Here is a 22,174-nt window from a genome sequence, read left to right on the forward strand (position 1 = left end):
AATTCACTTTCACTTTTTTTTACCCCATAAATTATTCGTAAATTTGCAACCATTGATTTAAAGATTCAATGGAAACAAACAAAGCACCAAAGTACATTTTCGTTACCGGAGGAGTAACATCGTCGTTAGGAAAAGGAATTGTAGCATCATCATTAGGAATGCTACTAGAAGCAAGAGGATATAGAGTAACAATTCAGAAATTGGATCCCTATATAAATGTAGACCCAGGAACACTTAATCCTTACGAGCATGGAGAATGTTACGTTACGGAAGACGGTGCAGAGACCGATTTAGATTTAGGACATTATGAGCGTTTCTTGAACCGCGCAACATCTCGTGCTAACTCAGTTACTACAGGTCGTATTTATCAAACAGTTATAGAAAAAGAACGTCGTGGAGATTATTTAGGAAAAACAGTTCAGGTTGTTCCTCATATCACAAACGAAATCAAACGTCGTATCAAATTATTAGGTAATACTGGTGATTATGATATCATCATTACTGAAATTGGAGGTACGGTTGGAGATATAGAGTCTTTACCATATATCGAAACAATTCGTCAGTTAACTTGGGAGTTAGGAGAACATAATTCATTAGTAATTCATCTAACATTAGTTCCTTATTTAGCTGCTGCAGGCGAATTAAAAACAAAACCAACTCAACATTCTGTTCGTACACTAATGGAAAGTGGTATTCAGGCTAATATTTTAGTAACTAGAACTGAACATCATTTACCAAAAGATGTAAAAGCTAAATTGGCTCAATTCTGTAATGTTCGCAAAGAAAATGTGATCGAAAGTATGGATGCTGATACAATTTATGAAGTTCCATTCTTATTACATGAACAAAATTTTGACGAAGTTGTTTTAAAAGGCTTAGATTTGCCAACTGATCAAGAACCAGATTTTACAGTTTGGAACAAATTCTTATCAAATCATAAAAATCCTAAAAACGAAATCGAGATTGCTTTAGTTGGTAAATACGTTTCGTTACACGATTCTTATAAATCAATTACTGAAGCATTTACACATGCTGCTGCAACTTGCGAAACGAATGTAAAAGTTCGTTGGGTATATTCTGGCGATATAACAGAAGACAATGTTGGAGAGCAATTGAAAGGAGTTTCGGGAATTTTGATCGCACCAGGTTTTGGAGATCGAGGAATTTTAGGTAAAATAATTGCTGCAAATTATGCACGAAGAAATAATATTCCAACATTAGGAATTTGTTTAGGAATGCAAATTATGGCAATCGAATTTGCGCGTAATGTTTTAGGTTACGAAAAAGCAGATTCTGCAGAAATGGATTTAACAACTCCACATCCGGTAATTAGCTTGATGGAAGATCAAAAAGATGTATCGGACAAAGGAGGAACAATGCGTTTAGGAAATTGGAAATGTGAATTAGCTCCTAATTCAAAAATTGAGAAAGTTTACAATTCATCAGAAATCTTAGAACGTCATCGTCATAGATATGAGTTTAACAACGAATATTATACAGAATTCGTAGAAAACGGATTTATGCCAGTTGGTAAAAATCCTGAGACAGAATTAGTAGAAATTCTAGAACATAAAGAACACCCATATTATATAGGTGTACAATTCCATCCGGAATATAAAAGTACAGTTGCTTCGCCACATCCTTTATTTATAAGTTTTATCGAAGCTTCTTTATTGAATAAACAAAATGATTTATTAAATGCAACAAGAGAAAAAATTTGATTTTAACCAAACGATTGGTTTTATTTTAATTGCGATTCTTTTTGGTGTTTTCTATTTCTTGAATAAGCCTTCGGAAGAACAAATCGAAGCTGAAAAGAAAGAATTAGTTCAAAAACAGCAACAAGAACAAAAGCAAGCACAATTAAACAAAGCAGCTTCCACTCAAGCTTTTCAGGCTGTAGATCCTACACTTGCAAAAGATGTTGAAGTAAGTAATGATAAGCTTAAAGTAAAATTTTCGCCAAAAGGAGCACAAATTGCCGATGTACAAATTATTGGTTATGACGCTTATAACGCGAAAAAAGACGGGCACAAGGATCCTTTACATTTAGTAAAAAATGGATCAAGTAAGTTCAATCTATCATTCAAAACGAAACAAGGAACTGTTCTTAATGTTGCAGATTTAGTATTTGTTCCACAAGTACAAAAAAATGCGAACAATACAATTGTGACATTTACAGCCAATGCGCAAAATAGTCAAATTCAATATATCTATACATTAGGAGATTCTTATGGAATCGATTTCGAAGTTAAAACGCAAGGTTTATCTAACATTACGTCTGATAACAAAGTAGATTTAGCTTGGACAATGGATGGATATAGTACAGAAAAAGGGAAAGATCAAGAAAAATATTGGTCGCATACCTATTTCCAATTCAAAGGGAACAAAGACATCGAGTACGAATTATTTGGAGCTGACGAATGGGAAGAAGAGGAAGCAATTTCTTGGGTAGCGAACAAACAACAATTCTTTGCTACTGTACTCTCTAACGAAGAAGGTTTCAAAACAACAAAAGGAGGTTCTGTTAACACAGAAAAAGAAGACTCTGAACACAGTAAACATTATCACTTAAACTCTAAAATGGAGTTAAAAAATAGTGAGATGAACTATAAATTCACTTGGGATTTTATTCCATTGGATTATAAAATGTTGAAAGATTATAACGACAAAGGTTTCCAAAACTTAATTGATTTTGGTTGGGGAATCTTAGGTTGGTTAAATAAATTCTTCTTCTTAAATATCTTCAAATGGTTAGCTTCTGTAGGAATAACTTACGGATGGGTAATCTTCTTGATGACAATCGTTGTAAAAATTATTTTATCTCCAATTACGTACAAACAATACCGTCAATCTGCATTGATGAAAGTTGTTCGTCCTGAATTGAATGAAATTAACGAAAAATACAAGGATCAGAAAGATGCAATGAAAAAACAACAAGAAACGATGGCTATTTATCGTAATGCAGGTATCAATCCTCTTGCAGGATGTTTACCAGCCTTATTACAAATTCCTATTTTCTATGCATTATTCCGTTTCTTCCCTAACTTAATTGACTTAAGAGGTGTTCCTTTCTGGTTTGTAGAAGATTTAACAGCTTTTGATGATCTAATCAAATTACCAGAATGGGTGCCATTCTTGAATGGTCACTTAAGTATTTTTGCAATGTTATATATTGTTGCGATGATGGTTTATTTCAAGATTTCAGGATCAATGGACAACTTCCAAATGCCGCAACAAGAAGGAATGCCAAATATGCAATTCATGAAATACATGATGTATGTAATGCCAGTTTTCTTCTTTGTATTCCTTAATAATTATGCATCCGGTTTATCTTGGTATTACTTAGTTTCGAATACAATTAATATCTTCATTGTACTATACATTAAGAAGTTTATGATTCACGAAGCGAAGATTCATCAAATCATTGAAACAAATAAAACGAAACCTAAAAAGACAGGTAAGTTTGCTTCGAAAATGCAAGAAATGATGAAACAAGCACAAGAAATGCAAGAGCAACAACAAAAAAATAAAAAGAAATAATTAAATCATATTTCAAATCTTAAAAATCCGTTAATAATAATTAACGGATTTTTTATTTATTTAAGACGACAAAGCTAAGTAGACTTAAACCTAATGATTACCAAAACTTTATTCAACAAAATTAACTTATTAGTGTATGTTGTACACTTTTTATTAATAAAATTTTTGATATTTATTATTTTCAGATTATTATTGTCTCAAAATAATAAATATATGGATAATATTCACTCTATCAAAGATCAAGCAGCCAATCCAGGACCATTAGGACTATATGGCTTCGCCATGACAACTATTTTACTAAACATACATAATGCAGGTTTTTTTCCTGTAAATAGTATGATAATGGGAATGGGCATTTTTTTTGGTGGCGCAGCACAATTTATAGCTGGTGTTATGGAATGGAAAAAAGGGAATAACTTTGGTAGTATTGCATTTATGTCTTACGGATCATTCTGGCTAACATTGGTTTTTACGTGGCTAGCGCCAATGTTTGGAGTAGAAAAACCTGGCGGGAATGCTATGGGATGTTATTTAGGAATGTGGGGATTATTTACATTAGTTAATTTTCTACAAACGTTGAACGGAAACTTAATTGGTAAACTATTATTTGCTTCATTAACAATATTATTCTTTCTACTTGCAGCAGCTAATTTTACAGCAAGTGAAAGTATTTTACACTTTGCAGGATGGGTAGGAATCGTCTGTGGTTTTATTGCTTTTTACGAAGCTTCTGCAATTATGATTAATCAGAAATACGAAAAAACAATTCTTCCTTTATAAATTATATTAAACAAAAAACCTTTATCAGAAACTGATAAAGGTTTTTTTATACATGATATAAATATTTATTTATTAAACATCGGAGCTAATAACTTCTTCCAAATAAATAATAAAATTAATGATCCAATAATCGAGAATAACCAATCTAATGGACTAAAAAAACTTACTTCTCCATCATGAGAAATTCCTAAAAGCGTACGCATATATGCTCCCAAATAAGCCCCAACAATACCAATTAATGCTGTAACCCAAAATCCTCCAGGATCTTGCCCTGGCATAATAGCTTTCGCAATTCCAGCACAAATCAAACCAAATACTAGGTATACCAAAAAGCTCCAAACTCCTGTGATACCTAACATAATAAATGCAGTTGTCATCATAATAATTATTATTTTTAAAGTTGTTTGTAAATAGTTAAATATATCTTAACTAAAATCGTTCCAAAAAGATAAGAAAAAAATTTTGTATTTTGTAGATTTGTATCACTATAAAAAATAAAATTTATGTCTCTAATTAAATCAATTTCAGGTTTTCGAGGAACAATCGGAGGAAAACCAGGAGATAATTTAACTCCAATTGATGCTGTAAAATTTGCAGCAGCTTACGGAACTTGGTTAAAAAATCAATCAAATCAATCAGAATATAAAGTAATTGTAGGTCGCGACGCTCGTATTTCTGGACAAATGGTTTCACAATTAGTTTGTTCTACTTTACAAGGATTAGGAATTAATGTTATTGATTTAGGTTTATCTACAACGCCTACAGTTGAAGTTATGGTTACACATTTGCATGCAGATGGAGGTATTATCTTAACAGCTTCTCACAATCCAAAAGAATGGAATGCATTAAAATTATTAAACGCAAAAGGAGAGTTTGTTTCTGCAGCAGACGGAGCTCAAATTTTAGCTTTCGCAGATAAAGATGATTATACTTTTGCAGAAGTTGATGATTTAGGATCTTATGAAACTTTTGACGATGCAATTGATTTACACATCGAGAAAATTTTAGCTTTACCATTAGTTAATGCAAAAGCAATTCAAGAAAAGAATTTCAAAGTTGCAATTGATGCGGTAAATTCAACTGGAGGAATTGCAATTCCGAAGTTATTACAACGTTTAGGAGTGATTCATTACGATATGTATTGCGAGCCAAACGGACAATTTCCTCACAATCCAGAACCTTTGAAAGAGCATTTAGGTGATATTTGTAAAAAAGTAATTGACGAACAAGCTGATTTCGGAATTGTTGTTGATCCAGATGTTGACCGTTTAGCGATTATTGACGAAAAAGGTGAAATGTTTGGTGAAGAATATACATTGGTTGCTGTGGCAGATTATGTTTTATCAAAAACACCTTCGGCAACAGTTTCTAACTTATCATCTTCTCGTGCTTTACGCGATATTTCGGAGAAATATGGTCAAAAATATTCGCCATCAGCAGTTGGAGAAGTTAATGTTGTAGTTGAGATGAAAAACGTTGACGCTAAAATTGGTGGAGAAGGAAACGGAGGAATTATTTATCCAGAATTGCACTACGGACGCGATTCTTTAGTAGGAATTGCTTTATTCTTGACGTATTTAGCAGAACAAGATAAATCGGTTTCTGAAATTAAAGCTTCTTATCCTGCTTATTTTATGGCGAAAAAGAAAATTGAATTAACACCAGAAATTAACGTTGACGAATTATTAGTTAAAATTCAAGAAGTTTACAAAAACGAAGAAATCAATACAGTTGATGGAGTTAAAATTGATTTCCCTACAGAATGGGTTCATTTAAGAAAATCAAATACAGAGCCTATTATTCGTATTTATACTGAAAGTACTTCAGAAGAAAATGCCAATAAATTAGCTAACAAAATGATCGAAAGCATCAAAAATATCATCTAAAACAATCTGTTTTAAGTGTTTAACAAATGTGCAAAACTCTAACAATTCGTTATGATTTTTGCACATTTTATTTTGTAAATTAGTCTATTATATGGACGAAGATTTTTTTAATAACGAACTGATTGAAGGTTTTGAGCAAATGCTTGATAATCGTGAATATAAATATTACGACTCAGAGGATTTGGTTGAAATTATTGAATTTTATCTAGAGGTAAATGATAGCGAATATGCAAAACGAGCATTGGATTTCGCGGAAAAAATGCATCCTGAAAATTTAGAAATCAAGATCAAAAAAATAGAATATCTTCTTACTATAAATGAATTAAAAAAATCTGCAAAACTAATTCTAGAGTTAAAAGATTTAGCGAATAATGAACTTGATTATCTGCTTGTACAAGCTCGCTTTTGGGGATTAAAAAATATGCCAAGAAAAGCAATTGGCTTTTACGAAGATGCGTTGTTAATTGATGATGAAGAAACTGATTTTATTTGCAATTGTATCGGGAATGAATATTTGAATTTAGATGAAGTTCATTCTGCTTTGATTGCTTTTAAAAAAGCACTAAAATACAATCCTGAAAACGATTATTCCTTCTACTCTATTATTCAATGTTACGAAGAAATTCATAATCCTGATGACTGTATTGATTTTCTAAAAGATTTTATAGACGATAATCCATATTCGGAAGTTGCTTGGTTACAACTTGGCTTATTGTATAATCATAAAAAAATGTACGCCGAAGCTATAAATGCATTAGATTATGTAATTGCTATCAATCCTAATTCTATTGCAGGACACTCTAATAAAGCTGCTTCATTAGAAGAGTTAGGCGATTACAATCAAGCGATTGAAACTTTAGAAGAAACATTAGAATATGACGATTCACCAGCTGTAACACATCTTAAAATTGGTGAATTATACGAAAAGTTAGAAAAACCTCAAAAAGCTTTAAAATCATATCATATAGCTATCAAAGAGGATCCGCAATTAGATAAAGTTTGGGCAAAATCTGCATCTTTGTATGATAAATTAGGAAATTTAGATGAGGCTGAATATTACATTCAGCGTGCAATAGAATTAGACGATAATAATCCTGAATATTATACCAATCAAACTTATTATTTTTTAAAATTAATGAAGTTTGAGGAAGCTATAAAAAGTTTGGTAAAATTAGTTGAATTAAAACCGTTGGTTTTTAACTCTTGGTACGCTTATATTGAAACTTTGATTGCAATAGGCGAATATGAACAAGCTGTAGCAGTTATAACAGGCGGAGCATTAAAACACTTTAATCGTGCTGAATTTTTTTATCAATTAAGTAATGTTTATTACCTATTAGATCAAAACAAATTGGGTAAAGAAGCACTAGCAAATGCATTAAGTTTGGACCGAAATATTAAAGACGCGATGATTGAACATTATCCTATTTTAATTGATAAAATTGAAAATCTAAACCAAGAATAACAGTCATTTTGTTGATGTTAACGTTACTTCATATTTGATTAAATAAATGTATCTTTAAATATCAACTATTCTATATGAACTTTGTCGCACATCAATATCTATCATTCGGAAATCAATCTCTTCAAATAGGGAATTTACTTGGAGAAACTGTAAAAGGAAAACAATATTTAGATTTTTCAGAGGAAATACAGAAAGGAATTTTATTGCACCGTTCAATTGATACATTTACAGATTCTCACGAAATTGTCAAGCAAAGTTCAAGCTATTTTCACGATACACAACATAAATTTGCTCCCATTATTATAGATGTTATTTATGATTACTTCTTGATTAAATATTGGAATGATTTTTCTGACACACCTTTCGAAAAATTCAAACTTGATTGTTATCAATTATTTAAAAATGAATACAATTCATTCCCAAAAAAATTACAAGAAACCATTTTTTATTTATTGAAATATGATTGGTTCAAGAATTATTCTACCATAGAAGGTGTTCAAAAAACATTGAAAGGAATAGGAAGTCGAGCAAAATTTGAAAATAATTTGCATCAAATCATTCCTGAATTTGAAGAACATTATTCTAAGCTTGAACAAGATTTTCTAACTTTTTTTCCTCAATTACAATTGCATTGCAAAAACTTTGTATTCAATAACTCTCAAGTCTAAATTTCATTTTAAGAATTCGATAAAATTCATTAGTTTAGGGCTGTAAACAAACAGAAAACCACAATGGATTTAACTTTCAATAAAAGAGAGGATCATAACAAATTATTACTTTCTAAACTTCGTCAAAAACTAAATCAAGTTTACCTTGGCGGAGGTCAAAAAAGAATTGATGCGTTGCATAGCAAAGGTAAAATGTCTGCAAGAGAACGTATTGATTATCTTTTGGACGAAAAAAAACCGAACATAGAAATTGGAGCTTTAACAGGTGATGAAATGTACAAAGAACATGGCGGATGTCCTTCGGGAGGCGTTGTTGTGAAAATTGGTTACATTTCTGGCAAACAGTGTATTGTTGTTGCTAATGATGCGACCGTAAAAGCTGGTGCTTGGTTCCCAATTACAGGTAAAAAGAATTTGCGTGCTCAAGAAATTGCGATGGAAAATAAATTACCAATTATTTATTTGGTGGATAGTGCAGGTGTTTATTTGCCAATGCAAGATGAGATTTTCCCAGATAAAGAAATGTTTGGTCGTATTTTCCGTAATAATGCAATTATGTCATCAATGGGAATTACTCAAATTTCTGCTGTGATGGGAAGTTGTGTTGCTGGTGGAGCGTATTTACCAATCATGAGTGACGAAGCTATGATTGTAGACAAAACAGGTTCTATTTTCTTGGCAGGAAGTTATTTGGTAAAAGCAGCTATTGGAGAAGATATTGACAATGAAACTTTAGGTGGAGCAACAACACATTGCGAAATCTCTGGGGTGACTGATTATAAAGCCAAAGATGATAAAGATGCTTTGGATAGAATAAAATCTATCGTTGGTAAAATTGGTGATTATGAAAAAGCTGGATTTAATCGAATTGAAGCTGCAAAACCTGCTTTAGACGAAAAAGAAATTTATGGTATTTTACCAGAATCTCGTGCGGAGCAATATGATATGTACGAAATTATTAACAGACTTGTTGATAACTCTGAATTAGATGAATATAAACCTGATTACGGAAAATCAATTATCTGTACCTATGCGCGTATTGATGGTTGGGCAGTTGGAATTGTGGCGAATCAACGTAAAATTGTGAAGTCTAAAAAAGACGGAATGCAGTTTGGTGGCGTAATTTATTCGGATTCTGCTGATAAAGCAACTCGTTTTATTGCGAATTGTAACCAAAAGAAAATTCCGTTAGTTTTCTTACAAGATGTGACTGGTTTTATGGTTGGCTCTAAATCTGAACATGGGGGAATCATTAAAGATGGAGCGAAAATGGTGAACGCAGTTTCTAACTCTGTTGTTCCAAAATTCACAATTATTGTTGGTAATTCTTACGGAGCTGGAAACTATGCTATGTGCGGAAAAGCCTATGATCCTAGATTAATTGCTGCTTGGCCTTCGGCTCAATTAGCAGTTATGGGAGGTGAACAAGCGGCAAAAGTTTTATTACAAATCAAAGAAGCTACATTGAAAGCGCAAGGTATAGAAGTTGATGAAGTAAAAAAGCAAGAACTTTTAGACGAAATTACAGCAAAATACAATGATGAAACAAGTCCTTATTATGCGGCAGCACGTTTGTGGACAGATGGTATCATTGATCCTTTAGATACGCGTAAATGGATTTCGATGGGTATTGAAGCTGCGAATCATGCTCCGATTGAGAAACAATTTAATTTAGGTGTTATTCAAGTTTAGAAAAACGAAAATATTTTTAAAAATAAAAGAGAATCCAATTTAGGATTCTCTTTTTTATTTTTTGAATATTGTTTGAAACATATAAATCAAGTCTTGTTTAAAACTCCAATTCTTTACATATTCTACATTAATCTTGACTTTATCTGGCCAAAGAATTTCATCATTGTACTTAATCGGATCATCAACTTCTGAAAGTAATTCGTCTTCTTTTCTGTACTTTAACTGAGCTGGACCTGTAATACCAGGTTTAACTTTGAGCATTATTCTATCCTCTCCAATCAATTTATCTGCATAACCAGCAACATCAGGACGAGGTCCTACAAAGCTCATTTCTCCTTTTAGGATGTTAAATAATTGCGGTAACTCATCTAGCTTATAATCACGAAGAAATTTTCCAAATTTTGTAATCTGATGCTCATCTGTTATGATTGAAGATTGTGAAAAGCCTTTCATGGATCTAATTTTATACATCTTGAAAGTTTTACCTTCACGTCCAATCCTATTTTGAACAAAAACACCAAACTGGTTGGTATCTAAAGAACTTACGATTACTAACAAAACAATTAATCCCACTAAAAAAATTAGTAGGATTAATGCAAGTATATAATCAAATATGTTCTTTAAGATCATTTCAATTAAAAGAATTTACTTTTAATTCGAGAAGCTAGCCTTTTAACTTTACCAAATGATGAATTATCAAAATCCTCATCACCTGAAAAATATCCATAGCCATATCCGTAACCGTATCCATAACCATATCCGTAACCGTATCCATAACCATAACCGTAACCAGTTTTAATTTGGAAATCATTAAATATAATTCCGACATTAGACACTTCACCTTCATCGTATTTATTAGAGATAGCCGTAATAAAGTTTTTCTCTGAATAATTGTAACGAATAACGTATAATGTACAATCAGCATGACGCATCAAATCGTAAGAATCCGTAACCAATCCAATTGGAGGTGAATCAATTATTATGAATTCATACTTTTCTTTCAACTCAGCAAATAACTGATCCATTTTGTTACTCAAAATTAATTCAGATGGATTTGGAGGAATTGGACCTGCCGTAATAATATCCAAATTAGGTAGAATTGTACGTTGAGTAATATGATTTAAATCTAACTCTCCTGCTACAAAGTCAGAAACTCCAGTTTTATTATTAATATTAAAATCGTCAAAAATCTTTGGTTTACGTAAATCTAATCCAATTAAAACAGTCTTTTTATCCATTGACCCAATTGAACTTGCAATATTCATTGCATTGAAAGTTTTTCCTTCTCCACCAATAAAGGAAGTAACCAAAATTGTTTTGTTCTTATCATCTAAACCAGGGCTCTTGTATAAAAACTTAAGGTTAGAACGTATCGATCTAAATGACTCTGAAATTCCTGACTTCGGATTATTAATTACGACTAAAGGTGAATTATCTCCTAATGGACCAACTAAACCAACAATAGGAATATGCGTACGAGAAGTAATGTCTTTTAGTACACGTACTTTAAAATCTAATAACTCTTTAATAATCACATAAATTAAAGGAATTAAGAATCCGATTGCTAAGGCAATTAAATAATTACGTTTTGGGTCTGGGTAAATAGATCCTTGGCTTTGATTTTTAGCAGGATCAATTACAGAAATATCTGATACAATTGATGCTAAAGATAAATCTGTCGTATTTAATTGATTAATTAAATTTGAATACAATGTACTATTCAATTCAAAACCTCTATTTGCCTCAACGAATTCTATTTCTTCATAAGGTAAATCTTTCGCTTTAAACTCATTTTCAGACAATTTACCATTAACTTGAGCTAAATCTGTATTTAATTTTTGTAAATGAGCGTTAACTACATTTGTAATATTATTTCTTGCTTTAGCTATTTGTCTATCAATCTCTCTGATTTCATCAGTGTTAGATTTATAAACTTTTAACATTTGCTGTCTTTGATTCTCTAGATCATCGATTTGATTAACATTTGTCATATAATAAGACACGTCAAGTCCTGCAATATTAAGCGCAATTAAATTATCAACACTACTTGATTTCTTAGGCATCAAACGATGTAAAGCGGCAATTTTTTCTTCAACTTCAATACGTTCTTTGTCTAACTCTGTTAATTTACCTAAAATATCCCCCTTTTTTGTATCAAAGTTATAAACACCTGTTTTATTCTGTAACTGCTGTAAATTATTAGTTGCACTATCTAACTTAATTTTAACATCAGCAATCCTTTCTTTCAAATACTTTCTTGTCTGAAAAGCAGATAAATTTCTTTCAGCTAACTCATTTTCGATTAAAACTTGAACCGAATTATTTAATAAATCAACTGCTTCGTTTAAACTTTCCGCATTTTTTGATACTGAAATAATACTTGCAATTTTAGACGCATTTGTTACATTAAAGTTTTGTGTTGCTCTTCCAGTAGCTTCTTTAAGTTGAACTAATCTAAAACTAAATTTACTTTCAGAATAAGGAATCTGGGTTTTTGTAACCATTAATTTATAGTCTTTCCCCTCAATCCATTGATTATAACGAGCAACTTTTGGCAAGTTAAGATCAGCATTTCTAATGATACTATCTTTAGAAAAATTATAAAGCGAACCTCCTCTATTTTCTATTTTAAAGTAAAAAGAATGATTATCTTTTGGTTCAACCAATACTTCTACGTTCGCTATTTGAGCGTGAGTAGTATCAATATGAACATTATAAGGAGCATCTAACTTGTAAACATTCGATTTTTTAAGTTTTCCTTCTTCTGTATAATAAATATATGATTCTGTTCTTTTTACAACTTTTTCATTGTGAACACGCGAAGATAAAGTATAGGATAATCCATCTACTTTATTTGCACTACCTCCCCAAATAAAGTTAATTGAGTTTGACGCTAAAGCATTATTAGCAGAACTATTGTCTTTAATCTTAAAAGTAGTACTCGCACTATAAATTTTATTGAACTTATAGTTATTTAAGTAATAAGCAATTCCAAGTGCAATTAAAATACAAATAATGTATAAATACCAAGCATTTAATATCCTTGGTATAAGCCTTTCTACATCGATAAAGTCAGAGGTTTTCTTTCCTTTCGATTTATTATTATTTAATTCTGTCATTATATTTTATCAAAGAATAAATAAACACCTAAAATTGTAGCTATTGCTCCCATTACAGTAGTCACAACAGTTAAAGGATTTAGTCCAATTCCCCATACTTTTTCTTTACGAGGATTAACTACGATGATATCGTTATTCTGAACCCAGTAATACTCTGAATTCATAATTGATTCTTTTGTTAAGTCTACGTAGACTTGTTTAGTACCATCTAAATCTGTTCTAATTATACGTACATTCTTAAGATCTGCATATATATTTCCTGATCCAGATTGCGCAAAAGCATCTAATAAAGTAACATTTTTCTTTGGAGCTCTAAATATACCTTGACTTGCTTCCCCTACAATCGTATATTCTATTCCAGCAAGATTAACATCTATGAAAGTTCCTTTTTCTTCATAAATCTTGTAAAATTCAGTCTGAATTTTCTTTCTCGCTTCTTCTATCGTAAGACCTTCTAATTTTATTTTACCAATGCGTGGTAATTCAATAGCTCCGTCTTCACGAACATACACACCATTTCCTCCTTCTACACTATTTCCTCCACTAACAAAATCACTCATGATTCCCATAGAAGCACCCGAAGCAGATGAAACATTGATCAAAATTTGATCATCTTTTTGTATGTGATAAACAGGTTTAGTAAATGCTATTTTACCTTTTTGATCTAATTTTAAATTAGAGTCTGGTTGTATTAACTGTACATCTTTCAACGAGATACAAGAAAACAAGTTAAAAATAACAATTAGAATAAATGATTTGGATAAGGTTGATTTTAAGTTAAGCATATTATATGATTATTTTACTTTCTTTTTATTACTCACAATAACTCTTAATGAGACTACAAAACTAACTGATAATAGAATAAATATCAAAAATAGTTTATTAATTTCAATATTTCTAAAATAATATCCTATCAGGATAAAAATAATATTGATAACAACTAGAATTATAGAGGTTTGTATATGATAGAAGTTAAGTTTTAAAAACTGATGATGTAAGTGATTTTTATCTGCAGTGAACGGACTTATTCCTTTCAAAATTCTGATAGAAAATACCGTTATTGTATCCAAAATTGGAATAACAAAAATAAATAACAACAATACTGGTGCTGTTTTTAAGCCAAGATTTGATGCCTCACTAACATACAAAAATCTGATTGCCATAAAAGTTAGAATAAACCCAATGACCATAGATCCTGTATCTCCCATAAAAATCTTTAACTCTTTTGACAAATTATAACGTCCAAATCCTAGTAAAACTGCAATTGTACTTACCGCCAAAATTCCAATTCCATAATCAAAAATTCGATAAAAAATAAATACAAAGCATAAGCTAATTACGATACCAACGCCTGTTGCTAAACCATCAATACCATCAATTAAATTAAAAGCATTAATCAAAACAACAAAGACAAAAAGTGTCAACAAAACTCCAATAAAATAAGGAATTTCATAAATACCAAATAATCCTGAAAAGGAATTAATCATAATTCCTGAACCAAAGATGATTAAAACTGTACTAATCAGCTGTCCATATAATTTTTTATCAGGCGCAACAACAAGTAAATCATCCATTAAACCAATAAAAAACAAAATGGTAATTGCTGATAAAAAGAATGAATAATTAACACCTAAATCGGTTGCAAAAATTGAAGTAGAGACTACAATACCGAAAAACAAAGCAACTCCCCCTAATGTCGGAATTTTTATGCTATGAGAACTTCTTTCACCAGGAACATCCATCAATTGTTTTTTATACGATATTCTAATAATTTTAGGGATAGAAATTAACGTAATAATTAACCCGACGAAGAATGCACCAATAATATTAATAAAAATTGGTGAAAGATTAAGATTGTATAGATAATCTAAAATTTTAAAGTTTTCCATACTTTTTCATTCCATTTAACGCCCAAAAAAAAGTGTAATAAGATGATTTAAAAAAGTTCATTTTTAAATACTTTCTATAAACTTCAAATTGTTTAACAGCTATTTTTAACTTATTTCTTGATACTGAATTATTTCTAATTCTGTAAATTGCTAAAGGTTCAGCTATTGCTCTTGCATATTTTATCTTTTCCAATAAATCGATCCACATCGCATGATCTTCTCTTAATTCTGCTTCAGGAAAAGGTATTTTACCTATTCTTTTAGAATCATATACAGAAGTTAGCATTGGTATTGGACAATTATATAAAATTCTATTTCTATCTATATTGTCAATAGCTACAAAATCTACTAGCAAAGGATTTAGCTCTTCATCTACTCTTTTATAGCTAGAATAAACCAATTCCTCTTGATTATTTATTAGAAAACCTATTGATTTATTCAAAAAATCTGGTAGCCATAAATCATCACTATCTATAAAAGTAATAAACCTTCCTTTCGCTAATTCTAATCCTTTGTTTCTTGCTTCTGATGCTCCTTTATTATTTGATTGTTGAAATAATTTAACTTTATTATCATCAAATGATTTTATGATCTCTACCGAATTATCTGTCGAACAATCATCAACTATTATCCACTCCCAATTACTATATCCTTGATTCTTTATTGAGTTATACGTTTCTGTAATGTACTTCTCTGAATTATAACAAGGAGTTATAATTGATACTAATTCTAACTCTACTCCCATTTCCATAATCCGTAAATAGCTTCTTTACTTAAAAAAGTAGTATAGTTACTAAAATTTGATTTATGAGCTTGTTTAACCTGAAACCAAAAGAGTAAAAACACTGTATATGAAACGAAACTTAAATAAACAAAGTTTCTCTTAAACTTATCTCCTTTAAATGAATAAATTAATCGACCAATTGTTAAACCTAAAAAAACCAAATAAAATCCTGGCAAACGAACCCCGAATATTCCTTTTCCTAAAAAGAAATAAAGCAATACTCCAAAAACAAATAAATTTCTGAAATAACAATATAGTTTATCTTCAACAGCGTATTTATTATAAAGGATAATTGAAATAATTGAAATAATCTTAACAAAATCACCTACAGCTACACCATCCCCTTGATCATACAATTGACTTTGATAACTCTCAAATTTATCTGCTCCGATAGGCATATATTGCATGATAACTTCTATAATAGAATTTAAACCAGTATAAAATCCTATAATAGCAAAAACAACAAGCCATCCAATAAATTTTTCATCAAACTTCATTGGCGCAATCCAATAAGCAACTATAAAAATGATAATAGATTCATGAAATTGATATCCAATAGCAAGACAGATCAAAAATTTAATCAAACTACGATCTATAACATATCGAATAGAGTATATTGCAATTGCATTAGCTAATCCTTGACGAATATGGACATGTTCTTCAAACAAAAAATTAGGCATAGCATAAATAAAAAGGACTAAAAAAGGTAATCCTCCATATTTATAAAAAGTAGTTGATTTAAGAATTAAAGAAGTTGAAGCTATTATCAAGGTTAACATTCCGAAATCAAAACCGTAATCTCCTAGAATTTTATTCAATCCAAGAAATCCTTTTTCCATAATAGCCATTTCAGCAAAACGACTAAATTCTCCCCAACTAACATCAGGAAGCATTCTGAACGTCTTAAAATAAGCTAACCAGTCTGGACTTAATGCATAACCCAAACCAGCTGTTAAAGCCATAATAAGTACGATCAATATATACAGCTGTTTGCTAACTTCCTTCTTAGAGAACTCTAAAATAGAGGCTACTAATAAAAATCCATAGATGAAAAGGTAAATAAAACTCACTTAAATTATAGTTTATATAGTAGGTTAAGGTTAAATAAAGTCATTTTGTAAAATACTTTTTTCTTAAATGGTAATGATTTTAAATAATTATACTCAAATCGTTTATAGTTTTTAATTTCTTTCTTTGAAATATCGTATTCTTTCAGAAAGTTTTTCAACTCAATAGTCATTTCATATTTTAACTTTTTATCCTTCACATACGCAACATACGCTAAGTAAGAATAATACCCTTGAACAATTTGAAATCTTTTCAATTCTTTCACAAATGTATTGTAATTACTTAACTTAAAATAATCTGTCACTTCATTTATCGCAAAAAACATATCCAAACCTTTCTTTGTATGTGACTTTGTAATAGAATCTTGTCGTTCAAAATATTTATAAAAAGGTTCATTGATCTTTGAAATAATCATAGAATCTAAAACTAATTTCGGAATCAATTCTATATCCTCGAAATGTATTCCTTTTCTAAATCGATGATTCTCGAACAACGATTTTTTAAAGATTTTATTACATGCAAAGCAACTCATTTCACCAAAAATCGTAAAATCTTCTGCCAAAACAATTTTCTCAGATAATTGTGGCGACTGTGGTAAATCACGAAACTCAGTTCCGTTTTCATCCACTTTCACCAAATCACACAAAACAATTTCAGATTGATGTTTTTGACTCAAATCATACATCTTTTCTAACATTATAGCATCAATGTAATCATCAGAATCTATAAATGCGATAAATTCTCCTTGTGCTTTATCAATTCCAACATTTCTCGCATCACTTAATCCTCCATTTTCTTTCTGGATAGAAAGTACACGAGAATCTTTTTCAACGAAATCAGCAATAATTTCTTGCGAATTATCCTTAGAACCATCATTTACAACAATCACTTCAATTTCTTTCAATGTTTGATTCAAAATCGAATCTAAACATTTCGAAAGATACTTTTCTGTGTTATAAACAGGTACAATGACTGATATTTTAGGCTGAATTGACATTATATTTTATCAAAAATTGATTCGTATTGATGAATAATTTTTTCTTTACTAAATCTTGAATGAATACTCTTAATTATTTGTTCTTCTGTATGTTTTTCCTGTAAAACTTCTTTCATTTTCACAGCAAAACCTTTCGAATCCTCTATCGGAAAAATCTCAGCATTAATCCCTTCCTGAACAATTTCATTAATTCCTCCCGGACAATTATTTGCCAAACTATAAGTTCCACAAGCTCCAGCTTCTAACAAAACGTTCGGAAAGCCCTCATAACGAGAAGAAAGTACAAACAAATCTGCATTTTTTAGGTAAACAAATGGATTTGAAACTTTTCCTTTAAGCGTTACATTATTCAAACTCAATTCATCTTTCTGTTGAGCTAGTTCATCTTTAAAAGCTCCATCTCCAAGAATCGTTAAATGTATTTTTTGATCTTGTAATTCATTCATTACATTCAATAAAAGATCAAAACCTTTTCGTGGTGAAAGATTTCCTATTGCAACAATATTTTTATAGCTCGTGTCAAAATCGATATTTATATTTTCTATTTTTAATCGATTAATTAAATCAAAATCAACTGGATTATTAATTTTTAAAATTTTATTTTCCGAAATTCTAAAATTCTCAATCAAATCATTTTTCATATCGTCACTTTGAGCAATAATTTGATGAAAGTTGTTATAAAACCGATAAAAGAATAGAATCTCTTTTCGTTTTACATGTTCAGAAACCACATTTGTTTCTCTTGTAATAAACTTCGTTTTCGGAAAAAATGAAATGATTGGTGATAAAAAAGCTGAAATTTCTCCCCATCCTGTAAAAACGATTTCTGGTTTCAACTTTTTAATCAATGGTATAATCTTAAAAATCGAATAACGAATACGAGAAACGTTTAATTCAATAATTTCAATATCATCTTTCAAATGATTTAAATAATAACCTTCTTTTTTGAACAACACCAATTTTGGACAGAATTTCGTTCGATCCAATTCATTACAAAGCGTTGTAATTACTCGCTCCGCTCCACCTTGGTTAAGATCTGGTAATATGAAAAGTATAGCTTTCAAAAAATTTTATTCAATTCTATTATTAATATATCCTTCTGTTGCGTTATCGTTTGGAATAATCTGCATCGGATTTCCTGTCACAACCGAATTATCCGGTACATCTTGCGTTACATAACTGTTTGGCGCAATCAACACATTATTTCCAATTGTAATTCCACCAACAATTACAGCATTTGTACCTACCCAAACATCGTCTTTCAAAATTGGAAACCCTTTCGATTTTCCTCTATTTGTCTGACCTAACGTAACGCCATGCGCAATGTTACAATTTTTTCCAATTTTACATTTTGGATTAACAACAACAGTTCCCCAATGCCCTAAATTTAACCCTGCTCCAATTTCTGTTTTTGCAGAAATTTGATAACCGTATTTAATCGAATAACGACGCAACAATAAACGATAAACTAAACCTAAAGGATGTTTAACAGAATATTGTTGAGCTTTTCTTAAACAATAAATAAAACGAAAACCCGGACTCATAAAACCTTTCAATAAAGGAGAATTTGTCCAATATCCAAAGTTTCGATAAAAATCTTTCTGAATAATTGTTTTCATAATTTAGTTTAAATATTTTTCGATTGAATTTACTGCATTACCCAACTCAAAAGGTAATGTTTTTCCTTCAATGATTTGTTGATATTTTTGAGCAATTTCAGGATTTTGAATAAAATACTTCATTCCAGCATAAATTGCTTCTTCTTCATTATCGATAATATATCCTAATTCGCCATCATTCAACATTTCTCTAACTCCCGAAACATCTGTTGCTATAATTGGCTTTTCTAAAACCATCGCTTCAAACAAAACTGTTGGATAACCTTCGTAACGAGAGGATAAAATATAATAATCTGCCTGAACAAAATAGGGATAAGGATTCTCTTTGAAACCTATTAAATGAGCAGTTTCTTCAACTTTTAATTCATCAATCAATTTTTTGATATTCGGAAAATCATAACCGTCGCCAACAATCCAAACTTGATGTTGAAAACCTTCGTCTAACAATCTGCGATGCGCTCTCAATAGACGATCAAATCCTTTTTGCGGGAAAACTGTTCCAATTGAAACAAATGTTGGTTGATCCGTCTTTTTCTGAATCTCACAATGTTCTAGTGCTGACTTTTTAATTTCATTGACATCAATTGGATTATAAATCCTAACAACTTTTTGTTTTTTTTCCTCTGAACTTGCTAAACCTAAAAATAATTGATTAATCTTTTCTGAAATCACTAGAATTTGATCAAACTTGAAAAAGTTTTTCAATTGCACTGTTGTATATTCAGGAATATTCGACAAATCATTGTGAATCCAAACTATTTTTTTAGAAGATTTAATCGGAGAATTCAAGATTTCATCTGCCATTCCATGAATTGCCGCAAACTCTATATCGTATTTTTTATTTGGTAAAATAAATTTATAAAGCAATTTTGGAAACGATGACAAAATCTTTTGATAAATCACTCGAAAAGCTTTTTGCGGAATATCCTGCGGACGATTTGTCGTAATCATTTCACCTTTATTCAAATAATAAATATTTATCCAAGATGGAACATCTTTGAGATATTTACCCGAATAAAGATTTAACAACAAATCAACTTCGTATTTATCTGGTGAAAGATTTTTGAGAAAAGTGACCAATACTTTTTCTGCACCTCCATGACGAAGTGATCCAATACGTATTAGTATTTTCTTTTTAGTTGCCATTATTTCGCCGTCGATTTTCGTTTGTATAAATAAAAATCTCGACCAGAAGGTTTGAATTTATATATCTTATCTAAAATAGGATTATCAGATTTTGCAACATCAGCTATTTTAAATTCCTTGATTAACTCGTAGTCATTATAAATCGACTTATCAGCCAATTCACCTTTAAACATTGGTTTAAAATCTTCTAATATATATTTTGGTTTTGCTTTATTGATTAGATTAGAAAAACCAACTTCCTTACCATTTTTTACGATATTTTCTTCCGTTAATCGTTTATCAACTAAACCGACATAATCAATCACTTTTAACTTAGAAAAATAAGGGATATAACCTGCTGGTTCCAAGAAAATATAATTATTTTTATCTGGCTCTATAGAATCTAAATACAAACCTATTTTACGTGCATGATTCCACTCTCCGTGACCTGTAGCAATAGAATGTACTGCTTGATAAGCAGTAAAAGGTATAAAAAAGACAATGAAATAAGCGATTGATAATATTTTGTATTTTTCTGAATCTAAAACAACTAATATAATTGGTAAAAAAAGACAAATTTGCGGAATCCAATAATACCAATCGAACCACGAGTTTGCAGCACCAAAAATTATTGTTTTTGTAGTACCAAATAAAAATAAAAACGAAACAACTTTTCGTTTATCAACATTCCATTTTTTGTTTAATAGAACTAAACAAACCAACGAAATTATAAATAATAAAATGGTTGAAAAATTATAAATAGATGTTGGAAATTTAATCATTCCAAAATAATTTGGACCAAAGAATTTGAATTCCGTCCAGCGTTCAAATAATGTTGGATTTACATAATTATTTTTTTTAGAAGTAATGGTATTATTTACAATTTCTCCAAAGTAAAACCAATTAAATGCTACTGTTGATAAAACAGCTAAAATACCACCAAACATCAATGCAATATTCCATTTACGTTGTTGAATTACATCATAAATAAATAATAATCCTAAGAAAATACAAGTGTCAATACGTGTCCAAAGAATTAGAACTGGCAATAAAATAAATGCCCAACTTTTTCTCTCTACAAAACCATATTTGATTAATGCCATGTAAAAAAAGAAAAGCATACCGAATTCCATTCCTAAAATGGACATTTTTATAGCTGGAGGCAAAAAACTAACAAATAATATGAATAGAATTATACGACTAGTTGAACTTAAAAATAGTTTTCCAAGCCAATAAATACCAATTGTTAGTAGAATTGTATTAAAAATAAGTAAAGGATAAATAAAATTTCCTTCTCCGAAAATAGATTGAAAAATTACCCCTACAAAAACATATAAATGAGTTGTTGATGCCGAAATTTTTTCAGCCCCATTGTATCCGTACACCCCATATTCGATAATATTTCGTGCTACTCTCCAAGATATCAACGCATCCTCTTGAATATGTCTTGTAAAGAAAAAAACTGATTTTAATAAAATAATCAGAATTGAGGCAATAAAGATCTGACTTTTATTCAAAGTATCTTTCATAGTATTGGTT

The 22,174-nt window shown here is 30.4% G+C and carries 19 protein-coding genes; 7 read left to right on the forward strand and 12 right to left on the reverse strand.

Annotation, left to right across the window (positions count from 1 at the left end; genetic code table 11):
• The first annotated feature begins 68 nt into the window (after nucleotides 1–68).
• The 3 genes from QHG34_RS12095 (at nucleotide 69) to QHG34_RS12105 (ending at nucleotide 4,323) form a co-directional block, all read left to right on the forward strand.
• Nucleotides 69–1,721 carry a CTP synthase gene (locus QHG34_RS12095; protein WP_282630457.1) on the forward strand — a complete coding sequence of 551 codons (1,653 nt, stop codon included), beginning with the start codon at nucleotides 69–71 and terminating at the stop codon, nucleotides 1,719–1,721.
• Nucleotides 1,699–3,543 (forward strand): membrane protein insertase YidC, encoded by a 1,845-nt coding sequence (yidC, locus tag QHG34_RS12100; protein ID WP_282630459.1) that lies wholly within the window; start codon nucleotides 1,699–1,701, stop codon nucleotides 3,541–3,543. The genes QHG34_RS12095 and yidC overlap by 23 nt, the downstream gene beginning before the upstream one ends.
• A gap of 213 nt (nucleotides 3,544–3,756) precedes the next feature.
• Nucleotides 3,757–4,323: an acetate uptake transporter gene (locus tag QHG34_RS12105; protein WP_282630461.1), complete on the forward strand. Its 567-nt coding sequence runs from the start codon at nucleotides 3,757–3,759 to the stop codon at nucleotides 4,321–4,323.
• A 65-nt stretch (nucleotides 4,324–4,388) separates the two neighbouring features.
• Here the strand turns inward: QHG34_RS12105 and QHG34_RS12110 are convergent, their stop codons facing one another.
• Entirely contained in the window at nucleotides 4,389–4,703 is a 315-nt protein-coding gene (locus QHG34_RS12110) for a GlsB/YeaQ/YmgE family stress response membrane protein (RefSeq protein ID WP_282630462.1), read from the reverse strand.
• A 123-nt stretch (nucleotides 4,704–4,826) separates the two neighbouring features.
• Here QHG34_RS12110 and glmM point away from each other — a divergent pair, with 123 nt between their 5' ends.
• The 4 genes from glmM to QHG34_RS12130 all read left to right on the forward strand — a co-directional run bounded on the left by glmM (nucleotide 4,827) and on the right by QHG34_RS12130 (nucleotide 10,034).
• Nucleotides 4,827–6,209, forward strand: coding sequence for a phosphoglucosamine mutase (glmM, locus tag QHG34_RS12115; protein ID WP_282630463.1), 1,383 nt, complete (start codon nucleotides 4,827–4,829; stop codon nucleotides 6,207–6,209).
• A gap of 91 nt (nucleotides 6,210–6,300) precedes the next feature.
• The gene (locus QHG34_RS12120) at nucleotides 6,301–7,674 is read left to right on the forward strand and encodes a tetratricopeptide repeat protein (RefSeq protein WP_282630464.1); all 1,374 of its coding nucleotides are present in this window, start codon (nucleotides 6,301–6,303) and stop codon (nucleotides 7,672–7,674) included.
• 74 nt (nucleotides 7,675–7,748) lie between these two features.
• Nucleotides 7,749–8,342: an acyl carrier protein phosphodiesterase gene (locus tag QHG34_RS12125; protein WP_282630465.1), complete on the forward strand. Its 594-nt coding sequence runs from the start codon at nucleotides 7,749–7,751 to the stop codon at nucleotides 8,340–8,342.
• A 63-nt stretch (nucleotides 8,343–8,405) separates the two neighbouring features.
• The gene (locus QHG34_RS12130) at nucleotides 8,406–10,034 is read left to right on the forward strand and encodes an acyl-CoA carboxylase subunit beta (RefSeq protein ID WP_282630466.1); all 1,629 of its coding nucleotides are present in this window, start codon (nucleotides 8,406–8,408) and stop codon (nucleotides 10,032–10,034) included.
• A 54-nt stretch (nucleotides 10,035–10,088) separates the two neighbouring features.
• Here the strand turns inward: QHG34_RS12130 and QHG34_RS12135 are convergent, their stop codons facing one another.
• From QHG34_RS12135 to QHG34_RS12185, 11 genes are all read right to left on the reverse strand, one after another.
• Nucleotides 10,089–10,664 (reverse strand): sugar transferase, encoded by a 576-nt coding sequence (locus tag QHG34_RS12135; RefSeq protein WP_282630468.1) that lies wholly within the window; start codon nucleotides 10,662–10,664, stop codon nucleotides 10,089–10,091.
• A 5-nt stretch (nucleotides 10,665–10,669) separates the two neighbouring features.
• Nucleotides 10,670–13,153 carry a polysaccharide biosynthesis tyrosine autokinase gene (locus QHG34_RS12140; protein ID WP_282630469.1) on the reverse strand — a complete coding sequence of 828 codons (2,484 nt, stop codon included), beginning with the start codon at nucleotides 13,151–13,153 and terminating at the stop codon, nucleotides 10,670–10,672.
• The gene (locus tag QHG34_RS12145) at nucleotides 13,153–13,938 is read right to left on the reverse strand and encodes a polysaccharide biosynthesis/export family protein (protein ID WP_282630470.1); all 786 of its coding nucleotides are present in this window, start codon (nucleotides 13,936–13,938) and stop codon (nucleotides 13,153–13,155) included. Before QHG34_RS12145 ends, QHG34_RS12140 begins: the two co-directional genes overlap by 1 nt.
• Nucleotides 13,939–13,947: 9 nt before the next feature.
• Nucleotides 13,948–15,042, reverse strand: coding sequence for a glycosyltransferase family 4 protein (locus QHG34_RS12150; RefSeq protein WP_282630471.1), 1,095 nt, complete (start codon nucleotides 15,040–15,042; stop codon nucleotides 13,948–13,950).
• Entirely contained in the window at nucleotides 15,029–15,793 is a 765-nt protein-coding gene (locus QHG34_RS12155; protein WP_282630472.1) for a glycosyltransferase family 2 protein, read from the reverse strand. Before QHG34_RS12155 ends, QHG34_RS12150 begins: the two co-directional genes overlap by 14 nt.
• Nucleotides 15,778–16,803 (reverse strand): EpsG family protein, encoded by a 1,026-nt coding sequence (locus QHG34_RS12160; RefSeq protein ID WP_282630473.1) that lies wholly within the window; start codon nucleotides 16,801–16,803, stop codon nucleotides 15,778–15,780. The genes QHG34_RS12155 and QHG34_RS12160 overlap by 16 nt, the downstream gene beginning before the upstream one ends.
• A 98-nt stretch (nucleotides 16,804–16,901) precedes the next feature.
• Nucleotides 16,902–17,891: a glycosyltransferase family 2 protein gene (locus QHG34_RS12165; protein WP_282630474.1), complete on the reverse strand. Its 990-nt coding sequence runs from the start codon at nucleotides 17,889–17,891 to the stop codon at nucleotides 16,902–16,904.
• Complete coding sequence (locus QHG34_RS12170) at nucleotides 17,891–18,955, reverse strand: glycosyltransferase (protein WP_282630475.1); 1,065 nt, start codon at nucleotides 18,953–18,955, stop codon at nucleotides 17,891–17,893. Before QHG34_RS12170 ends, QHG34_RS12165 begins: the two co-directional genes overlap by 1 nt.
• Nucleotides 18,956–18,961: 6 nt before the next feature.
• On the reverse strand, nucleotides 18,962–19,510 hold the full coding sequence (locus QHG34_RS12175) for a serine O-acetyltransferase (protein ID WP_282630476.1): 549 nt from the start codon (nucleotides 19,508–19,510) through the stop codon (nucleotides 18,962–18,964).
• Nucleotides 19,511–19,513: 3 nt separating this feature from the next.
• Complete coding sequence (locus tag QHG34_RS12180) at nucleotides 19,514–20,656, reverse strand: glycosyltransferase (protein WP_282630477.1); 1,143 nt, start codon at nucleotides 20,654–20,656, stop codon at nucleotides 19,514–19,516.
• The gene (locus QHG34_RS12185) at nucleotides 20,656–22,164 is read right to left on the reverse strand and encodes a hypothetical protein (protein WP_282630478.1); all 1,509 of its coding nucleotides are present in this window, start codon (nucleotides 22,162–22,164) and stop codon (nucleotides 20,656–20,658) included. The genes QHG34_RS12180 and QHG34_RS12185 overlap by 1 nt, the downstream gene beginning before the upstream one ends.
• Nucleotides 22,165–22,174 lie beyond the last annotated feature (10 nt).

The sequence above is a fragment of the Empedobacter sedimenti genome (assembly GCF_030005555.1).
Taxonomy (GTDB): Bacteria; Bacteroidota; Bacteroidia; order Flavobacteriales; family Weeksellaceae; genus Empedobacter; species Empedobacter sedimenti.

Coding starts and splice junctions, on each gene's coding strand:
- QHG34_RS12095 (WP_282630457.1), top strand. CDS start 69: ATGGAAACAAACAAAGCACCAAAGTACATTTTCGTTACCGGAGGAGTA.
- yidC (WP_282630459.1), top strand. CDS start 1,699: ATGCAACAAGAGAAAAAATTTGATTTTAACCAAACGATTGGTTTTATT.
- QHG34_RS12105 (WP_282630461.1), top strand. CDS start 3,757: ATGGATAATATTCACTCTATCAAAGATCAAGCAGCCAATCCAGGACCA.
- QHG34_RS12110 (WP_282630462.1), bottom strand. CDS start 4,703: ATGATGACAACTGCATTTATTATGTTAGGTATCACAGGAGTTTGGAGC.
- glmM (WP_282630463.1), top strand. CDS start 4,827: ATGTCTCTAATTAAATCAATTTCAGGTTTTCGAGGAACAATCGGAGGA.
- QHG34_RS12120 (WP_282630464.1), top strand. CDS start 6,301: ATGGACGAAGATTTTTTTAATAACGAACTGATTGAAGGTTTTGAGCAA.
- QHG34_RS12125 (WP_282630465.1), top strand. CDS start 7,749: ATGAACTTTGTCGCACATCAATATCTATCATTCGGAAATCAATCTCTT.
- QHG34_RS12130 (WP_282630466.1), top strand. CDS start 8,406: ATGGATTTAACTTTCAATAAAAGAGAGGATCATAACAAATTATTACTT.
- QHG34_RS12135 (WP_282630468.1), bottom strand. CDS start 10,664: ATGATCTTAAAGAACATATTTGATTATATACTTGCATTAATCCTACTA.
- QHG34_RS12140 (WP_282630469.1), bottom strand. CDS start 13,153: ATGACAGAATTAAATAATAATAAATCGAAAGGAAAGAAAACCTCTGAC.
- QHG34_RS12145 (WP_282630470.1), bottom strand. CDS start 13,938: ATGCTTAACTTAAAATCAACCTTATCCAAATCATTTATTCTAATTGTT.
- QHG34_RS12150 (WP_282630471.1), bottom strand. CDS start 15,042: ATGGAAAACTTTAAAATTTTAGATTATCTATACAATCTTAATCTTTCA.
- QHG34_RS12155 (WP_282630472.1), bottom strand. CDS start 15,793: ATGGAAATGGGAGTAGAGTTAGAATTAGTATCAATTATAACTCCTTGT.
- QHG34_RS12165 (WP_282630474.1), bottom strand. CDS start 17,891: ATGTCAATTCAGCCTAAAATATCAGTCATTGTACCTGTTTATAACACA.
- QHG34_RS12175 (WP_282630476.1), bottom strand. CDS start 19,510: ATGAAAACAATTATTCAGAAAGATTTTTATCGAAACTTTGGATATTGG.
- QHG34_RS12180 (WP_282630477.1), bottom strand. CDS start 20,656: ATGGCAACTAAAAAGAAAATACTAATACGTATTGGATCACTTCGTCAT.
- QHG34_RS12185 (WP_282630478.1), bottom strand. CDS start 22,164: ATGAAAGATACTTTGAATAAAAGTCAGATCTTTATTGCCTCAATTCTG.